The organism is Cohnella sp. GCM10020058, assembly GCF_042683485.1.
Classification (GTDB): Bacteria; Bacillota; Bacilli; order Paenibacillales; family Paenibacillaceae; genus Cohnella.
In genome coordinates this window covers 260,369-285,384 of sequence record NZ_JBHUJV010000017.1, presented here as the reverse complement: position 1 = coordinate 285,384, position 25,016 = coordinate 260,369, and the positions used below count along the sequence as shown (strand labels likewise).

Below are 25,016 nucleotides of genomic sequence, written 5' to 3'. Positions count from 1 at the left end.
GTTTTTCGCCAGATTAAATGTTCAAGTCAGTATAAATGAAGCTTCGCCGCAGTGTCAAAATTTGACGAATTGCGCACGCAACCTTAGCGATAGTTCGTAAACTGCAGCTCGAGCGGCAGCTCGGCGCCCTTCAAGAGCGACATGATCGCTTGCAGATCGTCTTTGCTTTTGCCCGTCACGCGAAGCTGATCGCCTTGGATCTGGCTTTTTACCTTGATCTTCGAATCCCGAATCAGGATATTGATTTTTTTTGCGTTTTCTTGATCGACACCCTGCTTGAGCTTGATATTCTGGCGAACGGTGCTGCCGGATGCGGGCTCGATCTTGCCATAATCCAGATTGCGAATCGGTACGCCGCGCTTGATCAGCTTGCTCTGCAAAATATCGATGACGCTCTTCAGCCGGTACTCGTCGTCCGACGCTACCGTCAACGCCTCGCCTTCGAGCGCGATGCTGCTCTTGCTCCCCTTGAAGTCGAAGCGGGTCTCGATTTCTTTAACAGCCTGTTGTACGGCATTGCTTACTTCTTGGAGCTCAACCTTGGAGACGATGTCGAACGAATATTCGGATGCCATATGTAGTCTTCCTTTCCTTATCTTCGATTGTGTACATTATAAACGAAATGAAGCGGGGTTTCCAAGACGGCGGACAGGCGCAGGCAACGAAGCTGCAAAAAAAAGAATGAGTGCTTTTTCGCGCTCATTCTTTACTCGGTTCGGACTATCTGCCGCGGGCGGGCTCTCGAAACAGATCGAGCAAGCCGAGCGCGATCCATGCGAGCCCGAAGCCTAAAATGCCGTATCCCCAGGCGCTCGGCGTCATCAACCAACCCAGCAGGCTGACGACGACGCCGATTGCGACCACGATCCAACTGATTGCCATGCGTCACAACCTCCAAGCTAGCGTATACGTTGCTTACACTAGCCTGTCTCGCCGGAATCGGGAATATGCGCCGGCTGAAGTCAAGGTGTCGGGGATGCGGATCCGCCCGCGCCGTCCGTCACCGTGAAAATGAATCTTCTGCGGCCCGGAACGTCCTCGTCGTCGACGGCGATGCCGTCGATCTCGATGAGCGCGCCTTTGGCGAAGCCCAGATTCACGTACAGCGGCGTCTCGCCAAGCTCGAACGTCAGGACCTCGCTTTGCTCCGGCGTTTTCCCGTAAATCGACTTGCCGGAAGAATTATTCTCGTTCACGCCTACCCAGCTCTTGCCGCCCGGGAACGTAATTTTCATTACATGTTTGCCCGCAGGGGAGACGTCGAAATAATAACGGCTGTTCTTTTTCTCCCGGAACGTGACCGTCGTCTGCGGCGGCGTGGGCGTCGGCGTCGGGGTCGCAGTAGGCGTCGGAGTGGCCGCGGATGAAGGCAACGCGGTCTCCGTGGTCAACGACGGCGGAGGCGTCGTCTCGGACGGCTTGTTCGTCTCGGTCTTATTGTTCGCGTAATAGACGTAGATCACGACTGCGATCAATATAGGGAACAGCCACATCAACGAGGTGACGACCACTTTGCCGACCCGATCGTTGTGCTGCACTCTTCGACTTTTCGGTTGGATATAAGGCTCCGGCGCGCCCGTCTCGGACGCTTGGGCCTTCGGAAGCTCCTTGTGATAGAGACGCAGCACCTCTTCGGCGTCCAGGCCCACCGTTTCGGCATACGTTTTCACGAAGGCGCGAACATAAAACGATCCAGGAAGCACTTTGTAATCGCCGGATTCGATGGCTTCAAGGTAACGTTTGCGTATCTTCGTAATTTCCTGGATGTCGTCGAGGGTATACCCCCGTTGCTCCCTCGCCTTGCGAAGCAGCAATCCCAGATCTGACACAAACTTCACCTCCTGCCGTTTCCATTACAGTTTGCTCGATTCGTCAAAAACCGCCGTCCAGTCCCGCGGTCGTGAAGTTCTCGTACGTGATCTCCTCGTCCGGCGTGTTGCGCAGCTCGATAATACAATCGAATACGTCGTAGTCAAAGACCGATTCGCGGACAAAAATGTCGGGATGCTCGATCACCTTCGTGGAAGGCATCGCCATAATATCCTGCAGCAAGTTGTAATGCTTGTCGTTCGAGCGGATCGTGCTCACGATGCCGTCGATGATGAACACATTGTGCGGGTTCATTTCCTCCTCGGACAGCTGGCTGCGAACCGTCTGGCGAAGCAGCGTCGAAGAGACGAACGCCCAGCGCTTGTTCGCGCATACGCTGCCAGCGATGATCGATTCGGTCTTGCCGACGCGCGGCATGCCGCGCAGCCCGATCGTTTGATTGCCGTCCTGTTTGAAGAGCTCGCCGAGAAAATCGACCAGTAACCCCAGCTCGTCCCGCGTGAAGCGGAACGTCTTGCGGTCGTCGGAGTCCCTCTCGATATATCTTCCGTGACGGACGGCCAGAATATCCGTCAGCCGCGGCGGACGCAGCGTCACGATCGAAATATTTTCGACCTTGGCCAGCATTTTGCCGAGCAGCTCGATCTTTTCGTCGTCGTCGGTCTGCAGCAGCATGCCCCGTGTCCGGTCTTCGACGCCGTTGATGGTCAAGATGTTCACTTCAAGCATGCCGAGCAGGGACGCGATGTCCCCGAGCAGACCCGGACGGTTTTTATGTATCTTATATTCCATATACCACTGTTTCGTATTCATTAGACACCTCGTCGCCGATTCCTTCAAACTTCATTCTACAACGGTGGACCCGCTCCTGCAAAAGTCAGCAAAAGATTCCTACTAAAGTCCTATGCGATCCCGTTTCGTTCTTTCTCGTGATAACCGCCTTGCTCAGCCATGAACAACAATAAAGAAGGCTCCGCCATCGATCGGCAGAGCCTTCCTTCATGTCCGTCGTCCAGCTCAGCTATGCTTGGCGAGCTTGACCATAAGCGCGGCCATCGTTTTGCGCTCGGACTCGTCGCCTACGTCCCAGAGCTCCTTCAGGACGCGCTGCTCTTCGTTTTTCGGATCGACCTTGTTGTCCAGGAATTCGCCGATCTCGTACGCGAGCTTGGCAATCGCGTCTTCGCCGATCCCCAAGTCCTTCGCGGCCTCGATCCGGTCGCCCAGAAATTTCTTCCAGGACTCAAAGTTGCTTAGCACGGTAGACATCCGACATCCTCCTTGATGGGTGGAATCAATGCATGGATAGGATGTCCCCTGCCGCTTGGCTTTATTCGAATCGTACTGCCTTTACATTCGCCAGCCGCCGGTAAGCCCGATGACCTGTCCCGTAATATAGCCGGCATCGCCAAGCGTCAAAAAACGAACCAGCTCCGCTACTTCGTCCGGATCCGCGAACCGCTTCATCGGAACCTCCTCGCGAAGCTGCTCTTGCTCCGAGCCGTCCAGCTCCGCCAGCATATCCGTATCCACGAGTCCCGGCGCAACGGCGTTCACCGTTACGCCTGCGAATGCCATCTCCCGCGCCAGCGCCTTGGTCAAGCCGTTCAGGCCGCCTTTGGCCGCCGAATAGGCGGCTTCGCCGGCAGCGCCGACGACGCCCCAGACGCTGCTGACGTGCACGATCCGGCCGTGCCGACGCCACGACATCGTCGGTCCGAAGCGCTTGGCCAGGCCGTAGGCAGCTTTGAGGTGGACGTGCTGAATGTCGTCCCACTCGTCTTCCTCCAGATCCTCCAGCAGACCGTAGTGCGCCGTCCCGGCCGCATGCACAAGGATGTCGGGCATGCGTCCGGCTTGCTCGAGACCGGTCCTGAGCGCGGCAATGTCCGCGCTTGACCGGACGTCGGCGGCCGCCACCTTCGCGAACGGCGCGCCGAGCGCCAGACAGTCCGCCGCTACGGCTTGGGCCAGCTCGCGGGATCGGTGATAATGCACGATCACGCCTGTGCCTTCCCGGGCCAGCCTGCGCGCGACGGCTGCGCCGATGCCCCGCGAAGCGCCAGTGACAAGCGCGCAATAAGGCACCGTACGCGCGCTTGCCCCTTGCCCTTCAATCGTCACTCGGCATCCGACCTGACGATGCAGACCGATCTGCGCTCGGTATCCGCCAACGTACGAAGACGCTCGTGGACGTCGTCAAGCGTGATGCTCTCGTACAGACGCACGACGTCAAACAGGTCTCCGCCCTTGAAGCGATACCGGGTAAATTCGCCTGCGATCGCTTCGGGACTGTTTAGCATGCGAAGATAGGCGCCGATTTTTTTGGCCCGGGTCCGTTCGAACGATGCCTGCGGCAGTCCGCTACGGATCGCTTCGTCGATCGCGGCAACGATGCGCTTCAGCAATTCGTCGGGATCGCGGGTATCCCCGCCGATTACCGTAAAGGCATAGCCGGGTCCCGTGTTGTATTCGTGCCCAAAGCTGTCCGAGATAAGGTTGTCGTCATACAGACGTTGATACGCCGGAGAACTCGAGCCGATCAGAACGTCAAGCATCAGCTTCGTTGCGAGTTCTCTGCGAATGCCTTCTTCCCCTTCCGGGAACGGACCGGTTTCCTTGAAGCCGATCATGCATTTGGGCAGCGATACCGGCAGCTTCACGATGCGGCGGTCCTCCCGCACGGCGGACGGCTCGGCTTCGAACAGACGCTCGATTTCTCCGCCCGGCGAGAATGTCTTGCGTCCCTGGTTGCGCCGAACGCGCTCGAGCGTTTCCTGCGGATCTATCCCTCCAACGACGAACAAGGTCATATTGGACGGATGATAAAAGGTCCGGTAGCAGTCGTAAAGCTGCTCCTTCGTAATCGAACGGACGGATGCCTCCGTGCCGGCGATGTCGATATGCACGGGATGCTTGGCGTAGAGCGCCTCGATCAAGCCGAAATAGACGCGCCAATCGGCATTGTCCTTGTACATATTGATTTCCTGGACGATAATGCCTTTCTCTTTTTCCACGTTCTCGTCCGTAAAGTACGGATTTTGAACGAAATCGAGCAGCGTATCGAGGCTCTCGAGCGGGTCTTGCGCCGTGGAAAACAAATACGACGTCCGGTCGAAGCTCGTGAAGGCATTGGCGGATGCGCCCTGCTCGGCGAAGCGGGAAAAGACGTCGCCCTCGGGCTCTTCGAACATTTTGTGCTCCAAAAAGTGGGCGATGCCGTCCGGCACGGTTCGCGCTTCTTGCCCTTCAGGGCGGAAATGATTGTCTACCGAGCCGTATTTGGTCGTAAAGGTCGCGTACGTTTTCGTGAAACCGGGTTTCGGCAGCACGAAAACCTCGAGACCGTTATCCAGCACCTCATGGTACAGTGTCTCCTGCAGCTTCGGATAATCAAGCTTGGACATGGGCCGCCTCCTCCTTCAGGTCGCGCAGGAAGTAGATCGTATCCAGTCCGACGCCAGCCGCGACCGCGGCTGCGCTGTCTGCCGTAACGGACTCAATGGCCGCGATTAATTCGTCCGCGCTGCGCTCCTTGCCCGAGACGACGCCGTTATAATCGAAAGCGATCCGCTCGAAGGCCGAGTCCTGAATCTCGCGCAGCTGATTGACGAGCATCGCCTTCGTCTTGGAGAGCTCCTGCTCCTCGATGTTGCCTGCGCGCATCTCTTCAAGCTGCTGACGGATGATTTCCAGCGCCCGTTCATAATTGGCGATCTCGATGCCGGACTGAATCGTGAGCAAGCCTTTATGGCCGTCTAGACGCGACGAGGCGTAGTAGGCGAGACTGGCTTTTTCGCGTACGTGAATGAACAGCTTGGAATGCGGAAAAGCGCCCAGAATGCCGTTGTATACGAGCAGCTCGGGGTAACGGTCGTCGGAGTAGGCGATGCCGGTCCGAAGTCCGAGATTAAGCTTGCCTTGACCGACATCGAGACGCTCCACAATCGTCCGCGGCGCCTCCGATGCCGTCCTTATCTCGGCCGGCCGGTAGGCGCCCGGCTGTCCGTCCGGGAGCTTGAAGTACTGCCCCGCCCACGCTGCCACTTGCTCGAGCGAAGTGTCGCCGGACACGTACAGGTCGAACACCGCTTCGTCGAGCCATTTGCGATAGCTCTCGTACAGAGAAGCCGGCGTAATTTGCGGCAGCTCCTCCTTGCGACCGAGCGCGAGCAGCCTGTATGGCTCGTTCCTGCACATCTCCTCGAGGCAGCGTTCCGCCGCATAGCGGATTTTATCGTTGATAATGGACTCAATGCGCTTTTGCACGGTCGTTTTTTCCGATTCGACGTACTTGGAGCTGAATGCGCCGCCTTCAAGCGCAGGCTCCGTCAACGCCTCTCCAAGGAAACGCAGCGCTTCCTCCAATAGCGACTGGCTCGAGGAAACGAATGCGTCATTAATGATATCGAGGCGAAATTGAACGATCTGGTAGTCGCCCCGTTTGTAAATATCGAAGCCGAAACCGGCGCCGTAAAGCTCGTCGAGACGTTCGCGGAACTGGATCGTCTCCGGATAGGAGCGGGTGCCGCGACGAAGGACAAACGGCGCGAGCGCAACCGGCGTGACGCGCGATTCGCTTAGCGGAACGCCCGCGAACAGCGACAACGAAAAGGTCTTGAATCGGGTGGTCGGCAATACGTGGATACGCATCCGGCCGACGGCGCCGCGCTGGAACACTTCAGTCTGCAAGGCCTCAGATCCCTTCCCTGATTCTGGATTCAAGCCCATTCTAGCGCATGGTCAAGCCCGAAGCAAATAAGGCGCCGCAGGAAAAAAGGGTCAATAGCAAAATATATGCTGTCCGATCGTCTTGTACTGCGGCCTCGACCAGATCCACTTCGAGGTCGCCGTCTTCGGATTGAAATAGTACAGGCACCCGTCCGTCGGATCCCATCCGGACAGCGCGTCCTTGACAGCTTTGGCTGCCGTCTCGTTCGGCGTCAGATAGATCTGCCCGTCCGCCACTGCGGTAAAGGCTCCTGGCTGAAAGATAACCCCCGATACCGTATTGGGGAACTCCGAGGCGCGCACGCGGTTTAGGATAACCGCCGCCACCGCAACCTGGCCTTCGAACGGTTCGCCGCGCGATTCGCCGTAAACGGCGTTCGCCATCAGCTTCAAATCGTTGGCCGACAAGCCCATGTTGTTCGATGCGGGCAAGTTGGCCTCGTTTGAAGCGCCATTGCCGGCGTTGGCGTTTTGATTCGAGCCTTGGTTCGCCTCGGTCTCTTTGCCCAGATCAGCCGCCGTCGGCTTCCAGTCTTTCGTCGCCTCCCAGAGCTTCAGCTTTGTTTTGCCGCCCACGACGCCGTCCGCCTTCATGCCGAACTTCCATTGGAACCATTTCACGGAATTGAGCGTCGTCGATCCGAAATTCCCGTCCACTTTGCCGCTGTAATACCCTAAGTATTTAAGTCTCCCTTGCAGTTCGTAAACGTCCTTGCCGGAAGCGCCGCTCTTGATGACGGCACTGCTGAACGCCTCGCGTGCCGCCTCCGGCTTGTCTAGCCGATTCAGCGTATACAGGCCGAAGAGGCAGCAGACGAGGCATACGGTCAAAATTACTAAACGATAGCGCATCTTGGTTCACGCCTTCCTCTCATTTTTCGCGATTCGTGCGCGCCGGCTCCGATGGGCCGCGGGCATGCGTGAGGTTAGTATGAGGAAGGTCATGGATGGCTATTCATGGACAAAAAAAACGCTCGCTCCCGACATGTCAGGAGGAGCGTTGTTGAAATTGTTCGAGCGTGACGAGCACTTCTCTGGGCTTGCTGCCCTCGTATGGACCGACGACGCCTCTCGCCTCCATCGAGTCGATCAGGCGCGCAGCCCGCGTATAACCGATGCGCATGCGTCGCTGCAGCAGCGAGACCGATGCCTGCTTGGCCTCGAGCACGATGCCTACCGCCTGATCGAACAGCTCGTCGAGCTGCTCGTTGTTCGCGGCGTCGTCCGACTCCTCGATTTCAGGTACGAGCTCCTCGTTGTACTCCGCTTCGGCTTGGCCGCGGGAGTAGGCGACGACGGATTCGACCTCGTTGTCGGACAAAAACGCCCCCTGCACGCGAATCGGCTTGGAAGCGCCCATCGGCAGGAAAAGCATGTCGCCGCGTCCGAGCAGCTTCTCCGCCCCGACCATGTCCAGAATCGTGCGGGAGTCCACCTGAGAGGATACGCCGAATGCGATCCGGCTCGGGATATTCGCCTTGATGACGCCGGTAATGACATCGACCGACGGTCGCTGCGTTGCGATGATCAGATGAATGCCCGCCGCCCGCGCCATTTGCGCGAGACGACAGATCGCGTCTTCGACGTCGCCGGCAGCCACCATCATCAGGTCCGCGAGCTCGTCCACAATGACGACAATGTACGGCAGCACGCCGTCCGGGTTGTCGCCGCTAAGCATCAGATTGTTATAGCCTTCGATATTTCTTGTGCCGGATTTGGAAAATTTCTCGTATCGTTTTTCCATCTCGACGACGATTTTCTTGAGCGCCAGCGAAGCGCGCCGCGGATCCGTCACGACCGGCGCGAGCAGATGCGGAATGCCGTTGTACACGTTCAGCTCGACCATCTTGGGGTCGATCATAAGAAACTTCACTTCGTCGGGCTTGGCCTTGTAGAGCAGGCTGGTAATGATCCCGTTGATACATACGGACTTGCCTGAACCCGTCGCACCCGCTACGAGCATATGCGGCATGCGGGCGAGGTTGCCCACAATCGGCTGTCCGGAAATATCCCTGCCGAAGGCGATCGTCAGCTTGCTTGGCGCCTCCTGGAAGGTAGGCGTCTCGAGCACCTCGCGCAGCGTCACGACGCTCACCTCGTTGTTCGGCACCTCGATGCCGATGGCCGACTTGCCTGGGATCGGCGCTTCCATGCGAATATCCTTCGCGGCCAGCGCCAGCGCGATATCGTCGGTCAGACTGACGATTCGGCTGACCTTGACGCCGACGTCCGGCTGCAGCTCGTAGCGCGTAACCGCGGGGCCTCTGGCCACGTCGAGCACCTTCGCGCGCACGCCGAAGCTCTCGAGCGTCGCCTCCAGCTTGCGCGCCACCTCGCGCCCGCTGTCGCCGGCGCCGCCTTTGGCACCGCCTTGCGGCTTGCCGAGCAGATGCATCGGCGGCATCCGGTATACCCGCTTGGGCTTGACAGGCGCAGGCGCAGCCGCCGAATCGGCACCGTCGGTGGCGGCGCCGTCGACTCCCGGCGTGGCTGCCTGAACGGGACCGGCTTCGCCTTCCGTCGGATCGGCCAATGTACCGGCATCGGACGCGGATTCGACGCCTGCCGGATCATCTAGCTCCATCTCGGACTGGCTCCAGGCCGATTCGTCGGTTTCTTCAAAGGCGGGCACTTGATCGGCAAAATCGTGGAAACGCGGACCTGCGTCCGGTTGCTGCGCGGCCACAGGCTCCCACTCTTCCTCGGGCTCTATGTATGGCGTTTGGACGATCGGCTGCGCCGCCGGAATTTCCGGTGCTTCCGCTTCCTTTTTTTTGCTCTTGCCGCGCCCCTCCGGCCGGGCCGAAATGTTGACCGCCGGCGCAGCCGCATACAGCGCAGGCTCGTCGTCCAAATCGTCCGCGTCCGCGGTCTCGGCTCCCCCAGGCTTGCCGTGGAACAGCTGAAAGAAGTAAGGCTTCTTCGCATCGGCGCTGCGCGCAATCGGCTCCTCTTGAAGATCGTCGTCGCCGATCGCCGCCATCGCAGCGGCGACTTGTCCTTTCCTGGCTCTGGGCTTCACCGGCACCGCCTTGGCTCTGGTCAGCTTGCGCCCGCCGGACAGCCGCTGCGCGAGCAAAGGCAGCAGACGCATCGCAAAGGTGCGGATCCCTTTCATCATGTCGACATAAGAACGATTCGTCAGCAGCATAAAGGCGATGACGAACTCCACGATCAGGACGAACTTTGCGCCGTAGTAGCCGAACAACCAATAAAAAATCGAGTATTGCATCGCCCCGAGCAGCCCGCCGCCGATATCTTTGCCCGTAATCCGGGCTTCGTTCTCGATAGGGGCGTTCCATAGCTGTTCGTATAGTTGATGCGTCGTTTGGCTGAATATCGCCGACGGGCGGATCGCCTCCAATGGGCCGAGGCGCGAATCGACGAAGCTCATGGAGCTCAGCAGCGTCAAACCGCAGCAGACCATCACGAAGCCGCTCCGGCGGATCGTCCATCCGCGCGGCCAGGCTCTGCGGATCATCACGTGAAGCCCAAGCCAAATGCCCGCAATCGGCAGCAAAAAATAAAATTTGCCGAGCAAATACCCAAACAACTTGGAGAGCGAACGCCCGCCCGCCGCCTCGCCGTACATCGCGATGACGGAAATCGTTATCAACAAAATGCCGTATATCTCATATTTGAGGCTTGCGCCCAGCGTATCTTTTTTTCGTTTGCGCTTGGCCAACTCCGCCACCTCCGGTCACCCATTATACCATAGTTTACCGAAGCGACACATGAGCCGAAGCGTCGGCCATACACGGTCTAAAGTCCCCGTTCCCCGTCGTCGATCGACGGCGTTCCCGCTACCGCATTCGACGAGGCGGCACCGAAATAAATCAGTTTGCCCGGCTCTAAGGCAGGCAGCAAATATGCATCAAGCGGCGCGGAAACCAGACGCACGAGCTTCCCGACGCCGGGGGCGACCGGCGTCAACAGCATGCGCAGCGCGCCGTAATTCACCTCGATCATCGGTTCCTGTACGTCGCTCCACCCTTCGAGCACCAGTTCGAGCGGCATCGGCGTGTACAGCGTCACTGTACCTCTCCTCCTTGCGGCGCGGCGAAGGCAAGCTTGCGCTTGGCGATTCGCCGATTGAGCTCGCGCAGCGCTTCCCCGATCCCCCCGATCGCGTCGATCAGTCCGTACGACACCGCATCCGGACCGACGACCGTCGTGCCGATATCGCGGGCAAGCTCTCCCGTTTTGAACATCAGTTCCTTAAACTTCGTTTCCCCTACTCGGCTATGACGGGTGACGAAGCGTACGACGCGCTCCTGCATTTTGTCCAAATATTCGAACGTTTGCGGTACGCCGATGACTAGACCGTTCATGCGGATCGGATGGATCGTCATCGTTGCGCTTTCCGCAATCAACGTATAATCGGCCGCAACGGCAATCGGTACGCCGATCGAATGGCCTCCGCCCAGCACGACCGCCACCTTCGGCTTCGACAGCGACGCGATCATCTCCGCGATCGCGAGACCGGCCTCGACGTCGCCGCCCACCGTATTAAGCACGATCAGCAAGCCTTCGACCTTCGGGCTTTGCTCTGCGGCTACCAGCTGAGGAATGACATGTTCGTACTTGGTTGTCTTGTTCTGCGGCGGCAGCATCATGTGGCCTTCGACTTGCCCGATAATCGTGAGGCAAAATACGTTCGACTCCGCCTGCGGCACGTTCGTCGTACCCAACTGAACGATATTTTCTGCGGCGACCGAGCCTTTCCGCGCTTCGTCGGGCGATGCGGGCTGCTCCGAAGTGCCGGGCTCTTCGTTGTTCTTCAAGTTGCCACTTCCTTCCCGAATCCTCCGTCGCCGTCCTGCTTGCGCGAAGCGCAGCCGACGGCGGTCCGACATAGTATGAACGCTAAGGCTCACATTATGCGATTGGAAGGCTCCGTTCTCCGGGCAGATTCGCATCTGGCTTGGACGCAAAATCGGGTCGCATGAGACGCCAAAAAGGCCGCCTGCCCGGACAAATCCGGGGAAGCGGCCTTTGGTTTGAGTGTAGGGGTTGCTTGCGCTTTCGTTTATACTTCCATGATGATCGGCAGGATCATCGGTCTTCTTCTCGTTTGCTCGTAGAGGAAACGCCCGAGAGCGTCCTTAACGTTGGTCTTAAGCGAAGCCCATTCGTTGACATTGTCGCTCATCAGCTTGTGGAGCGTGCCCGTTACGATGCGGTTGGCTTCTTCGAGCAAGCCTTCGGATTCGCGTACATATACGAAGCCGCGGGAAATAATGTCCGGACCCGACAAAATCGTGCCGTCCTGCTTGGACAACGTAACGACGACAACCAGAATGCCGTCTTGGGAGAGCAGCTTGCGGTCGCGAAGCACGATGTTGCCCACGTCGCCGACGCCCAGTCCGTCGATAAGAACGTTGCCCGAAGGAATCTTGCCCGCCTTGCGCGCGGTTCCGTTCTGGAATTCGACGACGTCGCCGATGTCGCACAGGAAAATATTTTCCCGGTCGATGCCGACGGACTCGCCGAGGTTGGCGTGATGCCGCAGCATCCGGTATTCGCCGTGGATCGGAATAAAGTACTGCGGACGGATCAGGTTCAGCATGAGCTTAAGCTCTTCCTGACTGCCGTGACCCGATACGTGCACGCCGGACACGGAGCCCGGTCCGTAAATAACGTGCGCGCCCAGTCGCATAAGCTCGTCGACCGTGCGGCCGACATAACGCTCGTTGCCCGGGATCGGCGTCGCCGAAATAATGACGGTGTCGCCGGCAAGAATGTCTACCTTGCGGTGCGTCGAGCGAGCCATGCGCGACAGCGCCGACATCGGCTCGCCCTGGCTGCCGGTCGACAGAATGACGACGCGATCCGCCGGCAGCTTGTTCACTTCTTCGGGCTCGATGATCATGCCTTCCGGAACGTCAAGATACCCCATTTCCGATGCGATCGTCACGACGTTCACCATGCTGCGGCCGACGACCGCCATCTTGCGGCGCGTCTCGGCAGCTGCGTTGATGACCTGCTGAACCCGATGGACGTTCGAAGCGAACGTAGCTACGACGACCCGCTGCTTCGCCCGGCGGAAGATCTCCTCGAATTCCTTGCCGATATTGCTCTCCGACGGCGTGAATCCGGGACGCTCCGCGTTCGTGCTGTCCGACAGCAGCGCGAGCACGCCGCGCTTGCCGATCTCGGCCATCCGCTGCAGGTCCGCGTATTGATCGTTGACCGGCGTATGGTCGAATTTGAAGTCGCCCGTATGCACGACGACGCCTTCGGGCGTCTCGAGGCAGACGCCGACCGAGTCCGGGATACTGTGGTTCGTACGGAAGAAGGACGCCTTGATCGAGCCCATCTGCACTTCCGAATCCGCGGTGATCAGGATGCGCTTGGTGTCGCCGAGCAATCCCGCTTCCTTCAGCTTGTTTTCGATCAGCCCCGTCGTCAGACGCGTAGCGTAGATCGGAACATTAAGCTGCTTCAATACGTAAGGAAGCCCGCCGATATGGTCCTCGTGGCCGTGCGTGACGAGGATGCCGCGAACCTTCTCGCGGTTGTCGAGCAGGTGGGTAATGTCCGGAATGACCACGTCGATGCCGAGCATCTCTTCTTCCGGGAATTTAAGGCCCGCGTCGACGACGACGATATCGTTCCCGTATTGAACGACATACATATTTTTCCCGATCTCGCCGACGCCGCCAAGCGCGTAAATCAATAATTTGTCTGTGCTGTTTTTCTTGGACAAGTCTAGTACCTCCTACGATAATTCGACGATCCCGATCTATGGAATTGTCAAGTTGCAAATTTTGGCCGCACCCATTCACTCCATCCCATTATACATGATGCCAATCCACTCGTACAAGTCAGGCTAACGAATACGGCCGAATACGATTAATTTCTCCATTTAACGCAAAACCGATGCCCTAGGCATCGGTCGCTCGAAGCGCATATGGAATAAGACCCAACGAACGGCCATCATTCAGTTGAACAAGGCTTCGATAAAGGCCCGTTCGTCCGTCGTAGCGGGAGCAAGCGGCAGTCTCACGCCGCCTACGTTTAGTCCTTTGGCAGTCAGGGCATGCTTGACGGCGACGGGATTCGGCACGGGATGCGGGCACTGAAACAAGCCTTTGAATACCGGAAAAAGCTTGGCGTTGAGCTGCGCAGCCTCCGCGATCCGTCCTTCAAGGAAAGAATCGATCAATTGCTTCATCTCCGCGCCGACGACATGGCTAGCCACGCTAATAATGCCATAGCCGCCAACAGCAAGCGTCGGAAGCGTAATGCCGTCGTCCCCGCTGTACACGATAAAGCCTTCAGGCGCTCCAGCAACCAGCTCGGTAATTTGCTCGACGGACGCGCATTCCTTGGTTGCCACCACGTTCGGAAGCTGCGCGAGCCTAAGCGTCGTAGCAGTGGATAAACTCACGACGGTGCGTCCAGGCACATTGTACAAAATAACCGGCAGCTTCGTCGATTCGGCGATGGCTTTGAAATGCAGGTACAGACCCTCTTGATTCGGCTTATTGTAATAAGGAGCGACAAGCAGCAATGCATCGACGCCCGCTTCTTCGGCGAGCTTGCTCAGATGAATGGAATGCGCCGTGTCGTTGCTGCCCGTGCCGGCGATAATCTTGGCACGTCCGGCTGCGCGGCGTACCGAGAAGCGGAACAGCTCTAGCTTCTCCTCTTCGGTCAATGTCGGAGATTCGCCCGTCGTGCCGGACACGACCAGACTATCCGACTTTTGAACCTCGATGAGCTCATCGATCAGCCGGCCCGTCGCTTCCCAATCGATTTGCAATTGCTCGTTAAATGGCGTCACCATCGCTGTAATCAGGCGGCCGAAATCCATACCCGTATCCTCCTTCGTCTAAAAGCCGATCCCTATCGTCTAATCCATTATAAACTTCATGATACCGCATGCAAGGCAAAAGCGGAATGGAGCGCCGACAAGGCGGCCGCCATATCCTCCTCGCGCACGAGCACCCAGATCGTCGTGTTCGAATCCGCGGATTGCAGGATCGGGATCTGCCGCTCGGCAAGCGCCTCCACGATCTTCGCCATGACGCCCGGTTCCCCGTTCATGCCGCCGCCGATGACCGAAACCTTGGCACAGCCGCTGCGTACGCGCGGCTCGAAGCCCATCTCCGCAAGCAGCCGCAGCGCAAGCGGCGCATCGACATCCGTTACCGTATACAGAACGCCGGCAGGCATGACATTGATAAAGTCTACGCTTATACCGTTCTTCGCCATCGCCCTGAACACCTCGAGCTGCGGATTAAGCGCCGTGCCTTCGGCCGAAACGGCAATCTGCGTTACGCCTTTGACATGCGCAAGCCCGGTCACCGTCCGGTCGCTCCAGCCGATATGGCCTTCGGCTGCATTCGCATGCGTGACGAGCGTTCCCTCTCCGTCCGAAAAGGTAGAGCGAACGCGCACCGGTATGCCGGCTTTCATCGCAATCTCGACAGCTCTCGGATGAATGACCTTGGCCCCGTTGTGAGCCATGTTGCAAATCTCGTCGTAACTGACGACTGCGAGCTGGCGGGCTTCGGACACGACCCGCGGATCTGCGGTCAAAATACCGTCGACGTCCGTGTAGATGTCCACCACGTCCGCTTGAAGCGCGGCGCCGAGCGCGGTAGCCGACGTGTCGCTGCCGCCGCGTCCGAGCGTGGTGATCTCCCCCTCTGCCGTAGCGCCCTGAAATCCCGTTACGATGACGATCTTGCCTTGCGCAAGGCTGGCAAGGATCCGTTCGGTCTTCACTTCGACGATACGCGCGGCACCGAACTTGTTATCGGTAAGGATGCCGGCTTGCGCACCCGTCAAGACGACGCTCGGCAGGTCGTGGGCGCCAAGCAGACTGCATAAAGTAGCTGCGGAGATTAACTCTCCGCAGCTCATCAGCAAGTCCTTTTCCCGTTCGGCCAGACCGGCGCCGTTCGAACCGATCCACTCCAGCAACGTATCGGTCGCATAAGGCTCGCCCCGTCGGCCCATCGCCGAGACGACGACGACCAGACCGGCGCCGGCTTCGTATTCTCGCCGAATATGACGGAGGACGTGCCCCCGAGCATCCGCATCGGACAGCGACGTCCCTCCGAACTTTTGAACCGTTACCATCGATGCATCCTTCCTCGCCTCGAAAATGTCGGAACCGCGTTGTCCTGGGCGCCGTTCAGAAAGGGGAGGGAATGAGACCGCAACCGTCAGACCAGCCCTCCCCGGCTACGGGAAGGGCTGGGGGTTGTCGATTTAGGCGCGTTGGGCTGCGATGTGTTCGGCGATCTGAACGGCGTTCCAGGCTGCGCCTTTGAGCAGATTGTCGGATACGATCCACAGATTAAGCGCGCGCGGGTTGGACAGGTCGCGCCGGACGCGTCCGACGAATACCTCGTTCTTGCCCGCCGCATCGGTCGCAAGCGGATAAAGCTGGCTGTCCGGATCGTCCTGGAGCACGATGCCCGGCGAGCCGGCGAGCAAGGTCTTGATCTCGCCGATGTCAAAGTCTTGCTTGAGTTCAACGTAGACCGACTCGGAATGCCCGTACACGACCGGAATCCGTACGCAAGTCGCGGTAACTTCAAGCGTGTCGTCGTCCATGATCTTTTTCGTTTCCCGGATCATCTTCATCTCTTCGAGCGTGAAGCCGTTGTCCTGGAACTTGTCGATCTGCGGGATCGCGTTGAAGGCGATCTGATGCTTGACTGGCAGCGATCCTACCGGCAAAATATCCGGCTGCGGATCGTTGCCCGCGAGCACTTCCTTCGACTGTCGAAGCATCTCGTCGATCGCACGCGCGCCTGCGCCGGAAACGGCTTGGTACGTCGATACGATGATGCGGGAAATGCCGTAGCGGTCGTATAGCGGCTTGAGCGCGGCGACCATCTGGATGGTCGAGCAGTTCGGGTTCGCAATGACGCCCTTGTGCTCCGCTACCTTGCCGATGTTAACCTCGGGCACGACGAGCGGCGTCGTCGGGTCCATGCGGTAAGCGTTCGTATTGTCGATGCATACGGCTCCATGCTCGATCGCATGCGGAATAAGCGCCTTGGATACGTCGCCGCCCGCGCTGAAAAGCGCGATCTCGACGCCCTTGAAGCTGTCCGGCGTCGCTTCTTCGACCGTATAGGTCTTGCCTTTGAATTTGATCTTCGTTCCGGCGGAGCGCGCCGAAGACAGAAGCTTCAGTTCCTTGATAGGGAAGTTGCGCGCTGCGAGCTGCTTCAGGATCTGTTCCCCAACGGCACCGGTGGCTCCCACGACGGCGACGTTAAACAACGTAGGCGTAGACATGATGATGACTCTCCCCTCTAATCAAAAGACAATCTCTATATGGATAAGTTCAAGCGAATAAAAACCGTTCGATAAGCATCGGCTGCAGCTGCTTGCCCTGAAGGGCGGCTTCGCACGTATCGATCGCCAGATCCATCCGGGCGACAAGCGAGTTGGGCTTCTGCTGCGGATTGTCCTGGCCGAACGGCACGAAGAAAATGTTCTTCGCGACGAGCAGCTTCGCAATATTCGCGGCGTTAAGGCCAAGTCCGTCGTTCGTGGAGATCGCCAGCACGAGCGGCCTTCCGTTGCGCATCTGGGCCTTGGCGGCCATCAGCACCGGTCCGTCCGTCAACGCATTGGCCAGCTTGCTCGTCGTATTGCCCGTGCAAGGGGCGATGATCATCACGTCGAAGCGCTTGGAAGGACCGAGCGGCTCGGCGTCCACGATCGTACTGATGATCTCGTTGCCCGTCATGCGGGTCAACTCGGATCGCCAATGCGCCGATGCCCCGAAGCGGGTGTCCGTCGTCAGCACGCTCTGGCTGACAACCGGCACGACGTTCGCTCCGGCATCTACGAAGCGCTGGATCTGAGGCATGATCTCCGGCAACGTGCAGTGCGAGCCGGATAACGCGTATCCGACCGTGATTCCTTGCCAATTCATGGCGCTTCCCCCTGTTTGTAGTCGTCCAGAATGCTCTGGCACAGACTGTTCGCGATGATGCGTCCTGCCGTCTTGGGGGCGACGATGCCGGGCAATCCGGGTGCCAGAAGCGCCTTGATGCCGCGCTTCTCCGCGAAGCGGAAGTCGGTGCCGCCGGGCTTGGATGCAAGGTCGATAATGACCGCGCGAAGGGGAAGTTTGGAGATCACTTGTGCTGTGACTATCATATTCGGTATCGTATTAAAAATCAAGTCAATATTCCCCGCCAGGCGCGCCAAATCAGCGATGTTGAAAGGCTCGAAGCCCATCTCGTACGCCCTTGCGAATGCGTCTTCCCGGCGCACGCCCGCCATCACGACCGCCCCAAGTCCCTGCAGCGACCGGGCCATCGTCATCCCCGTCCGGCCGAGTCCGAGCACCATGCATCTCGAACCGTGAATCGTAATGTCCGTATGCTGAATCGCCATCATCAAGGCGCCTTCCGCCGTCGGTATCGAATTGTAAATGGCTACGTCGTCCCGCTCGAACAGCTCTACGACCGTCAGCCGGTGCTTTTCTCCTAGCTTGCGCAAATAGGATCTGGCAAGTCCGGTATAAATTTTGCACGTTTTCGGCAATGCGGCGGCGTAGTCGTCCGTAAATTTCAACTCTTGATCCGTGAAAATCGCCGAGACCGCACCGTCCTCTTCCGTTCCGGCCACAGGCAGCAGCAGCGCATCCGCGCTTCGCAGCGCTTCCGGCGTCCACTCCGCCTTGGTCACGCCCGAAAAAGGCGTGTCGAGACGCTCGAATCCCATCAGCGTTACCGTCGCATCCAGCTCGGTAAGCCGCCTTATGACCTCGAGCTGCCGCGCGTCGCCTCCGGCGACGATAATATGCACGCCCGTAAGCATGACTTCTCCCTCCTTTGACCTTGGCGCCTGGCGGCTTCCTCAGCGCAGACGGCCGAGGCCGATGCCCCCGGGCGTTGGTTCGCGGCTCGGGCGGCACGCATCGCGACTTGCATAGCACATCGTATGCAGACGCCCCCCGGCGGGTGCGGATACGGGGATAAACGCAATGGACAACGAAAAAGCGCGAAGCGACAATCGCCTCGCGCCGAATATCAATCATTTAACTAACGGTATTTCGATCCGATACGGCTTCTCAATGTATGGCGGATACATGTACACGTCGAAGGTCAAAGGCTGGACGTAATCGCCGGACGAAAGTTCGTACCGATCTTCTTCGCGCATGTATTCTCCGCCCGCGAACTCCATTGACGTTCCCCGTGCGGTAGCCGTCCCCCTTTTCCCGGCCGCGTCGACGAACGGTTCCGCCAGAAGCATGTAGCCCATATTGTCGTCTTTTCGCGACCGGGTAAGCTCAAACGTAATGAACGTTTTTCCAAAGCTTCCGTTTACATTGCCCACCGTCACCTGGCCGTCCGGCGCTTCGACAATCGATTTCTTATCCGTGTCGACGACCAGATGAAGCTTGCCTTTGAAGACAGCCCTGAACCACGAGCCGGTCAGGTACAATTTCTTGGGCTTGCGAAAATAGCTGCTCTTGAACTCGAAATGCGCCTCATTTTTCTCGGCTGCGCCCAGGCTAAAATTAGGGAGGCCCCATTCCTTGCCGGCGTCATCTACGATCCGCATGTCCCCGCCACCGAATATCGCTTTTGTGTTGCTCTCCGCGTAATATCCTTCAATCGCAATTCGCAGCGGAGAGATTCGGGCCTTCTGGATTACAATCCGTTGACCGTCGACGTCAATGGTTTCATCCAGCGGAATCGTCCGTTCGTTTCCGGCGAACAGCTTCTTGTTAACGGGAAAGGAGACGGTGTAGGTCGCATTCCGCAGTTTGACCGACAGACCCAGTACATCCGGCAGCGGCTCGCGCTTCGGGAATAAAATCTCGATCGAGTCCATCTGGGATCGCGCCTCCTCCGTGCCTTGAACATAGCCGGCTGTTCCGTAGCCTAGCCCCAGCTTGCGTCCCGTACCATCTATCCGGTCGATGTCGTTCCCTCCGGTCGCTCCAGCAGCTTGGCGATATCGCTTAATGTCATGTCTTCCGCATACTTTAATACGATGACTTGTTTCAAATGCGGGTCCAAGTCTGCAACCGCTTCTTCGATTTTCATTGCTTCTTCCGGCCCCGCAGCAAATGCTGCTGGTTCCGGCACGCGCGGCAAGCAGCCGTTCCGTTTCCCGTTCCGCAGCTTGCGGTCCTTGCGGAACGTCCGGCGCCCGCTTCCCGGTCAGCACCGCTTCTCCATCTTCGTTAAAGCGACCGACCACCATTCCCGACATTAGACTGCCGAGAGCCGCCAACGGTTTCACAACCACAAAAAAAGTCTTGCAGGGCATCGATGCCCTGCAAGACTGTTAAACTCAAACGCCCGTATGGCCAAAGCCGCCGGCGCCGCGCACCGTATCCGGAAGCTCGTCGGTCTCCTCAATCGTAACCTGAGGCACCAACTGAAAAACCATCTGCGCGATGCGTTCGCCGCGCTCGATTGCGAAGGGCTGCTGCCCCAGGTTCACGAGCAGCACCTTGACCTCGCCCCGGTAATCGGCATCGATCGTGCCCGGCGAGTTCAGGCAAGTAATGCCGTGCTTATAGGCCAGACCGCTGCGCGGTCTGATCTGGGCTTCGAGTTCGGCAGGCATCGCCATGGCGAAGCCCGCCGGAATCAGTGCCCGCTCGCCCGGCGCGAGCACGACCGGCTCGGCCACGGCGGCATGAAGGTCAAAACCCGCAGCCCATTCGGACATGCGGCGCGGCAACGGAACGTCTTCATTCCCCGGAAGCCGCTTCAACTGGATTGGATACAACGAATTCCCTCCCTATTCCCGACAACACATTTTCTTGCGAACCGACAAGCGCCAAAGCTGCAGGCTGGCTCATAATACGGTCCATCATGTGAGCGACGTCATCCATCGTGACCGCGTCGATTCGTTCGATCATCTCGTCAAGCGTCAGATGGCGTCCGAGCATCAGCTCGTTTTTGCCGAGCCGGTTCATGCGGCTGCTCGTGCTCTCGAGGCTCAGGATCAGGTTACCCTTGAGCTGCTCCTTGCCGCGGTTCACTTCGGCTTCGCTCAGTCCTTTGGCATGCGCCTCGGAGAGCATCTCCATCGTCAGATCGTATACGTCCCTCGTCTGCTTCGGCGCCGTGCCCGCATATACGGTAAACAAACCGCTGTCCGCGTAACTCGTATGGTACGAATAGACCGAATAAGCGAGTCCGCGCTTTTCCCGGATCTCCTGGAACAGACGCGAGCTCATCCCGCCGCCGATCGCATTGTTAAGCAGCGTCATCGCGTACATTTTCGGGTCGTCGATCGGACAGCCCGGGAACGTAAGGCACAGATGATTCTGCTCCGTCTTTTTCGCATGGAACAGCGCATCCGATCTGAAGGCTGGCGCAGATAACGTTGGCGCTTCCGAATGGATCGCAAAGTCGCCGAAGTGCTTTTCAAGCAAATTCAGCACGCTCTCGTCCACGTTGCCCGCCAGGCTGACGACCGTATTGTCGATCGTGTACCTGCGGGTCATATAACCTCGCAGATCGTCCGGTCCCATCGCATGCAAGCGTTCGGCCGTCCCCAGGATCGAGTAGGCCAGCGGATGATCGCCGTACGCAGCCGTAGAGGCCAGGTCGTGAACCGTGTCGTCCGGCGTATCGTCGTACATGGCGATCTCTTCGAGAATCACGTTCTTTTCCTTAGCCAGCTCTTCCTCGGCGAGTTGGGATTCGAAGAACATGTCAGATAAGATGTCCACGGCGATCGGCAGATGCTGATCGAGAACCTTGGCGTAATAGCACGTGTACTCCTTGGCGGTGAAGGCGTTGACGTTGCCGCCGATGCCGTCGAAGCGGTCGGCGATATCCTTCGCCGAGTGGCGGCGCGTACCCTTGAACAGCATATGCTCGACGAAATGCGAAATTCCGTTGTCCGCCGTCGTCTCGTATCGGGACCCCGTCTTCACCCAAATGCCGAACGCAACCGACCTGCTGGTCGGGATATTCTCAATCATCACGCGCAAGCCGTTCTTTAGCGTGTACTTGTTCAACCGTTCTCCCCCTTGCCATGAATGATAACATGATATCAAAAATCGACATCCCTCACAACCGATGATGCGCAGCAAAGCGCCTCCTTGAAGATTTAATTACCCAGCGCCGACGCATCCAACCGCCGCTCCGACAGCACCTCGGATACCGTTCCCGGTACGAGTCCCTTCGACCTGGTCTGACGGATGATTCCCTTGAGCGCTTGCTCCGTCGTCGATGTCGGATGCATCAGAATGAGCATTCCCGGCCCCACGCCCGCCCCGATCTTCGCGATGACGCCCGCAGCCGGCGGACGCTTCCAGTCGACGGTATCCAGCGTCCACAGGACTGTAGTCAGTCCGAGTCCGGCCGCGATTCTAACCGTTCTTGCGTCGAAATCGCCGGAGGGCGGCGCAAACAGGCGGTTGTTGACGTTTAGTGACTTTTTCAGCAGCGATTGCGTCTTGGCGATCTCCTCGAGCTGCTTGGCGTCCGTAATCGTACTCATGTTTTTATGCGTGTACGCATGGTTCGATACCTCGTGACCGCGCCGGATGATTTCTTCCGCCGCTTCCTTGTTTTTGCTGAGCCAGCTCCCGTCGAGGAAAAACGTCGCTTTGACGTGCTCGTCGTCCAGCGTCTTTAATATAGAAGCTAAATATTCGTTGCCCCATGCGACATTGATCATCAGTCCAACGGCAGGCTTCGCTGGGTTGCCGCGATAGACTGGCGAAGGCGGCAGATCCCGCAGCGATACTTTTGGTTCAATCTCCTTGTACACCCAGGGTACCTTGTCCGCGGCGTCCGCGGCCGACTCTGCCGTCCAACCCGCCGCTTTTGCCTTGGCGTACGTCGCTTCCAAGTCCACCGCCCGGCCGTTATACCCCGGTATCGCCTTCCATACCCGGTCGACGACGGCATCCTTTGCCGGGACCGTACGCTTTTGCGCTTCTTTCTTAAGCCACGCCCTCAGCGGTTCTTCCCCATACGTTTGCTCTTCCGCCGCCGGCCTGTCCTTGCCGCCGAGAAATCCCGTCTCCGCATATGTCGCCTTACCGCTCGCAGACTTGGCGGATTCCACGTATGCGTGCAGCGGACCGTATCGCCCCGCCCCGAGCAGCAGGACGAGCAGCGCCAGCATGACCGCGGACGGCCAACGCGTTTTGCTCATGGCAGATTCCCAGCTCCTATCCGGGCGCGGACGCGCCCCTCGCTTGTCTACATCCTATGCAATCCGGGCGGATATTATGAACCGGGGCAAGGTGCAGATCCCTTCATTGTGAGGGGCAGCTCTTCATGGGCAAATAAAAAAAGAGACTGAAAAAACCGGTCTCTTTTGCTTATCGTATGCGATTGAAAAAGCGGGCGGCGATTACTGGCCGCTCTGGACCTGCTCGGCCGTGAGGAGCGCCTTGCGGGACAGATTCACGCGGCCCATGTTGTCGATCTCGGTGACCTTGACCATGATCTTGTCGCCGATAGCGACGGCGTCCTCGACCTTGGCTACGCGCTCGGTCGACAGCTGGGAGATGTGAACCAGGCCATCTTTGCCCGGCAGGATCTCGACGAACGCGCCGAACTTCTCGATGCGCTTGACCGTGCCGAGATACGTCTCGCCGACGATGACTTCGCGGACGATACCTTCGATAATCGAGCGGGCCTTGTCGTTGGCGGCCGCATCGGAGGACGCGATGTAGACGGTGCCGTCCTGCTCGATATCGATCTTGACGCCGGTCTCCTCAATGATCTTGTTGATAATCTTGCCGCCGGAGCCGATAACGTCGCGGATCTTATCCGGATTGATGTGCATCGTAATAATCTTCGGCGCGTACTTGCTCAGTTCCTTGCGCGGCTCTGTCATCACTTCCATCATCTTGCCGAGGATGAACATGCGACCTTCCTTCGCTTGCTCGAGCGACTGCGTCAGGATGGAACGGTCGATGCCGTCGATCTTGATATCCATCTGAATCGCGGTAACGCCCTTCGCCGTACCTGCCACCTTGAAGTCCATGTCGCCGAGATGGTCTTCCATCCCTTGGATGTCCGTCAGGATCGTGAAGTGGTCTCCGTCCTTGATGAGGCCCATGGCCACGCCTGCGACAGGCGCTTTGATCGGCACGCCTGCGTCCATCATCGCCAGCGTGCTGGCGCAGATGCTCGCCTGGGACGTCGAACCGTTGGATTCGAGCACTTCGGAGACAAGACGAATCGTATACGGGAACTCTGCTTCAGACGGGATGACCTTCAGTAGCGCGCGCTCGCCGAGTGCGCCGTGACCGATCTCGCGGCGTCCCGGTGCGCGGAGCGGACGGGCTTCGCCAACCGAAAACGGCGGGAAATTGTAGTGATGCATAAAACGCTTGGATTCTTCAAGGCCGATGCCGTCGAGAATTTGCACTTCGCCGAGCGGACCGAGCGTGCAAATGCTGAGCGCTTGGGTCTGTCCGCGGGTGAACAGGCCGGAGCCGTGCGTGCGCGGCAGCAGCGATACGTCGCCGGAGATCGGACGAATCTCTTCCGGCTTGCGGCCGTCGGGGCGTACCTTATCGTGCGTGATCAAGCGGCGAACTTCGTTTTTGACGATATCGTATAGCACTTCCTTGACATCGCCGAGCTTGCCCGGCTCGTCCGCGTAAACGGCAGAAAAATGCTCGACCGTCTCGGCGTTGATCGTATCGATCGCTTCCTGACGGGCATGCTTTTCCTCGATGCGGACGGCTTCAACGAGTCGTGCTTGCGCAAACGCGTTGACGTCGCTCTCGACGGCAGCATCGACGGCATGCAGCTTGACTTCCATCTTCGGTTGGCCGGCGACCGCGACGAGCTGGTTGATCGTGTCAACGATCTTCTTGATCTCGTCGTGGCCGAACATAATCGCTTCGAGCACATCGGTTTCCGGCACCTCGTCGGCTTCGGCTTCGACCATCATGATCGCGTCCTTCGTGCCTGCTACGACGACGTGCATGTCGCTCTTCTCTTCCTCGGCAACGGTCGGGTTAATGATAAACTTGCCGCCGACGCGGCCGACGATGACGCCGCCGATCGGTCCGTCGAACGGAACGTTGGAAATGGCGAGCGCCGCGGAAGTGCCGATCATCGCCGCAATCTCCGGCGGGCAATCCTGGTCTACGCTCATGACGAGGCTGACGATCTGCACGTCGTTGCGGAAGCCCTCGGGGAACAGCGGACGGATCGGACGGTCGGTCAGACGGGAAGCCAAAATGGCTTTTTCGCTCGGACGCCCTTCCCGCTTGATGAAGCCTCCGGGAATTTTGCCGACGGCATACAATTTTTCTTCATAATTGACGGTCAGCGGAAAAAAATCCAGGTCCTTCGGTCCGGAAGAAGCCGTAACCGTGGACAGAACGACCGTATCTCCGTAGCGGACGACAACGGCGCCGTTCGCCTGCTTCGCCAGGCGACCCGTCTCGAGCGATAACGGACGGCCGCCGAGCGACATCTCTACTTGGTGTGCCAGTGCAATCCCTCCTCAAATTAGAC

General features: G+C 58.6%; 24 protein-coding genes. All 24 read right to left on the bottom strand.

All coding sequences use genetic code 11. The features are described from left to right. Positions 1–83: 83 nt before the first annotated feature. Positions 84–575, bottom strand: a complete 492-nt coding sequence (locus ACFSR7_RS28785) for a YajQ family cyclic di-GMP-binding protein (RefSeq protein WP_378167587.1) — start codon at positions 573–575, stop codon at positions 84–86. Positions 576–720: 145 nt separating this feature from the next. After that, positions 721–882: a hypothetical protein gene (locus ACFSR7_RS28780; RefSeq protein ID WP_378114737.1), complete on the bottom strand. Its 162-nt coding sequence runs from the start codon at positions 880–882 to the stop codon at positions 721–723. Between the two features lie 80 nt (positions 883–962). Further along, the gene (locus tag ACFSR7_RS28775; RefSeq protein ID WP_378167585.1) at positions 963–1,829 is read right to left on the bottom strand and encodes a helix-turn-helix domain-containing protein; all 867 of its coding nucleotides are present in this window, start codon (positions 1,827–1,829) and stop codon (positions 963–965) included. Positions 1,830–1,872: 43 nt separating this feature from the next. Beyond that, entirely contained in the window at positions 1,873–2,643 is a 771-nt protein-coding gene (locus ACFSR7_RS28770; RefSeq protein ID WP_378114739.1) for a DUF3388 domain-containing protein, read from the bottom strand. Between the two features lie 204 nt (positions 2,644–2,847). Beyond that, positions 2,848–3,099, bottom strand: coding sequence for a DUF3243 domain-containing protein (locus tag ACFSR7_RS28765; RefSeq protein ID WP_090115780.1), 252 nt, complete (start codon positions 3,097–3,099; stop codon positions 2,848–2,850). Between the two features lie 81 nt (positions 3,100–3,180). Then, a complete protein-coding gene (ymfI, locus tag ACFSR7_RS28760; protein ID WP_378167583.1) occupies positions 3,181–3,954 on the bottom strand; it encodes an elongation factor P 5-aminopentanone reductase in 774 nt (257 codons plus the stop codon). After that, on the bottom strand, positions 3,951–5,237 hold the full coding sequence (gene yfmH, locus ACFSR7_RS28755) for an EF-P 5-aminopentanol modification-associated protein YfmH (protein ID WP_378167581.1): 1,287 nt from the start codon (positions 5,235–5,237) through the stop codon (positions 3,951–3,953). The genes ymfI and yfmH overlap by 4 nt, the downstream gene beginning before the upstream one ends. Then, on the bottom strand, positions 5,224–6,483 hold the full coding sequence (yfmF, locus tag ACFSR7_RS28750) for an EF-P 5-aminopentanol modification-associated protein YfmF (RefSeq protein ID WP_378168189.1): 1,260 nt from the start codon (positions 6,481–6,483) through the stop codon (positions 5,224–5,226). The genes yfmH and yfmF overlap by 14 nt, the downstream gene beginning before the upstream one ends. 129 nt (positions 6,484–6,612) lie before the next feature. Then, positions 6,613–7,413: a spore cortex-lytic enzyme gene (sleB, locus tag ACFSR7_RS28745; protein WP_378167580.1), complete on the bottom strand. Its 801-nt coding sequence runs from the start codon at positions 7,411–7,413 to the stop codon at positions 6,613–6,615. A 136-nt stretch (positions 7,414–7,549) separates the two neighbouring features. Next, positions 7,550–10,246 carry an FtsK/SpoIIIE family DNA translocase gene (locus ACFSR7_RS28740; RefSeq protein ID WP_378167578.1) on the bottom strand — a complete coding sequence of 899 codons (2,697 nt, stop codon included), beginning with the start codon at positions 10,244–10,246 and terminating at the stop codon, positions 7,550–7,552. 77 nt (positions 10,247–10,323) lie between these two features. After that, on the bottom strand, positions 10,324–10,596 hold the full coding sequence (locus ACFSR7_RS28735) for a YlzJ-like family protein (RefSeq protein WP_378167577.1): 273 nt from the start codon (positions 10,594–10,596) through the stop codon (positions 10,324–10,326). Continuing rightward, the gene (locus ACFSR7_RS28730; protein ID WP_378167576.1) at positions 10,593–11,345 is read right to left on the bottom strand and encodes a ClpP family protease; all 753 of its coding nucleotides are present in this window, start codon (positions 11,343–11,345) and stop codon (positions 10,593–10,595) included. Before ACFSR7_RS28730 ends, ACFSR7_RS28735 begins: the two co-directional genes overlap by 4 nt. A gap of 245 nt (positions 11,346–11,590) precedes the next feature. Further along, positions 11,591–13,270 carry a ribonuclease J gene (locus tag ACFSR7_RS28725; protein WP_378167574.1) on the bottom strand — a complete coding sequence of 560 codons (1,680 nt, stop codon included), beginning with the start codon at positions 13,268–13,270 and terminating at the stop codon, positions 11,591–11,593. Between the two features lie 234 nt (positions 13,271–13,504). Next, positions 13,505–14,380, bottom strand: coding sequence for a 4-hydroxy-tetrahydrodipicolinate synthase (gene dapA / locus ACFSR7_RS28720; protein ID WP_378167572.1), 876 nt, complete (start codon positions 14,378–14,380; stop codon positions 13,505–13,507). Between the two features lie 56 nt (positions 14,381–14,436). Then, a complete protein-coding gene (dapG, locus tag ACFSR7_RS28715) occupies positions 14,437–15,654 on the bottom strand; it encodes an aspartate kinase (protein WP_378167570.1) in 1,218 nt (405 codons plus the stop codon). A gap of 132 nt (positions 15,655–15,786) precedes the next feature. Next, positions 15,787–16,827: an aspartate-semialdehyde dehydrogenase gene (locus ACFSR7_RS28710; RefSeq protein WP_378167568.1), complete on the bottom strand. Its 1,041-nt coding sequence runs from the start codon at positions 16,825–16,827 to the stop codon at positions 15,787–15,789. Positions 16,828–16,876: 49 nt separating this feature from the next. After that, positions 16,877–17,473 carry a dipicolinate synthase subunit B gene (locus tag ACFSR7_RS28705; RefSeq protein ID WP_378167566.1) on the bottom strand — a complete coding sequence of 199 codons (597 nt, stop codon included), beginning with the start codon at positions 17,471–17,473 and terminating at the stop codon, positions 16,877–16,879. Then, positions 17,470–18,366 (bottom strand): dipicolinate synthase subunit DpsA, encoded by an 897-nt coding sequence (gene dpsA / locus ACFSR7_RS28700; RefSeq protein ID WP_378167565.1) that lies wholly within the window; start codon positions 18,364–18,366, stop codon positions 17,470–17,472. Before dpsA ends, ACFSR7_RS28705 begins: the two co-directional genes overlap by 4 nt. Before the next feature lie 216 nt (positions 18,367–18,582). Beyond that, the gene (locus ACFSR7_RS28695) at positions 18,583–19,386 is read right to left on the bottom strand and encodes a DUF5643 domain-containing protein (protein WP_378167563.1); all 804 of its coding nucleotides are present in this window, start codon (positions 19,384–19,386) and stop codon (positions 18,583–18,585) included. A gap of 77 nt (positions 19,387–19,463) precedes the next feature. Then, a complete protein-coding gene (locus ACFSR7_RS28690; protein ID WP_378167561.1) occupies positions 19,464–19,601 on the bottom strand; it encodes an RNA polymerase sigma factor in 138 nt (45 codons plus the stop codon). 250 nt (positions 19,602–19,851) lie between these two features. After that, positions 19,852–20,295, bottom strand: coding sequence for a dUTP diphosphatase (gene dut, locus ACFSR7_RS28685; protein ID WP_378167559.1), 444 nt, complete (start codon positions 20,293–20,295; stop codon positions 19,852–19,854). Next, positions 20,258–21,538: a M16 family metallopeptidase gene (locus tag ACFSR7_RS28680; RefSeq protein WP_378167557.1), complete on the bottom strand. Its 1,281-nt coding sequence runs from the start codon at positions 21,536–21,538 to the stop codon at positions 20,258–20,260. Before ACFSR7_RS28680 ends, dut begins: the two co-directional genes overlap by 38 nt. 92 nt (positions 21,539–21,630) lie before the next feature. Continuing rightward, positions 21,631–22,686, bottom strand: coding sequence for a polysaccharide deacetylase family protein (locus tag ACFSR7_RS28675; RefSeq protein WP_378167555.1), 1,056 nt, complete (start codon positions 22,684–22,686; stop codon positions 21,631–21,633). Positions 22,687–22,887: 201 nt separating this feature from the next. Continuing rightward, complete coding sequence (gene pnp, locus ACFSR7_RS28670) at positions 22,888–24,993, bottom strand: polyribonucleotide nucleotidyltransferase (protein ID WP_378168187.1); 2,106 nt, start codon at positions 24,991–24,993, stop codon at positions 22,888–22,890. Positions 24,994–25,016: the final 23 nt, after the last annotated feature.

Bases quoted from the DNA above. Each gene is read 5' to 3' on its own strand.
- ACFSR7_RS28785 (WP_378167587.1), bottom strand. From the start codon at position 575: ATGGCATCCGAATATTCGTTCGACATCGTCTCCAAGGTTGAGCTCCAA.
- ACFSR7_RS28780 (WP_378114737.1), bottom strand. From the start codon at position 882: ATGGCAATCAGTTGGATCGTGGTCGCAATCGGCGTCGTCGTCAGCCTG.
- ACFSR7_RS28770 (WP_378114739.1), bottom strand. From the start codon at position 2,643: ATGAATACGAAACAGTGGTATATGGAATATAAGATACATAAAAACCGT.
- ACFSR7_RS28765 (WP_090115780.1), bottom strand. From the start codon at position 3,099: ATGTCTACCGTGCTAAGCAACTTTGAGTCCTGGAAGAAATTTCTGGGC.
- yfmH (WP_378167581.1), bottom strand. From the start codon at position 5,237: ATGTCCAAGCTTGATTATCCGAAGCTGCAGGAGACACTGTACCATGAG.
- yfmF (WP_378168189.1), bottom strand. From the start codon at position 6,483: ATGCGTATCCACGTATTGCCGACCACCCGATTCAAGACCTTTTCGTTG.
- sleB (WP_378167580.1), bottom strand. From the start codon at position 7,413: ATGCGCTATCGTTTAGTAATTTTGACCGTATGCCTCGTCTGCTGCCTC.
- dapA (WP_378167572.1), bottom strand. From the start codon at position 14,380: ATGGATTTCGGCCGCCTGATTACAGCGATGGTGACGCCATTTAACGAG.
- dapG (WP_378167570.1), bottom strand. From the start codon at position 15,654: ATGGTAACGGTTCAAAAGTTCGGAGGGACGTCGCTGTCCGATGCGGAT.
- ACFSR7_RS28710 (WP_378167568.1), bottom strand. From the start codon at position 16,827: ATGTCTACGCCTACGTTGTTTAACGTCGCCGTCGTGGGAGCCACCGGT.
- ACFSR7_RS28705 (WP_378167566.1), bottom strand. From the start codon at position 17,473: ATGAATTGGCAAGGAATCACGGTCGGATACGCGTTATCCGGCTCGCAC.
- dpsA (WP_378167565.1), bottom strand. From the start codon at position 18,366: ATGCTTACGGGCGTGCATATTATCGTCGCCGGAGGCGACGCGCGGCAG.
- ACFSR7_RS28695 (WP_378167563.1), bottom strand. From the start codon at position 19,386: ATGGACTCGATCGAGATTTTATTCCCGAAGCGCGAGCCGCTGCCGGAT.
- ACFSR7_RS28690 (WP_378167561.1), bottom strand. From the start codon at position 19,601: ATGAAAATCGAAGAAGCGGTTGCAGACTTGGACCCGCATTTGAAACAA.
- ACFSR7_RS28675 (WP_378167555.1), bottom strand. From the start codon at position 22,686: ATGAGCAAAACGCGTTGGCCGTCCGCGGTCATGCTGGCGCTGCTCGTC.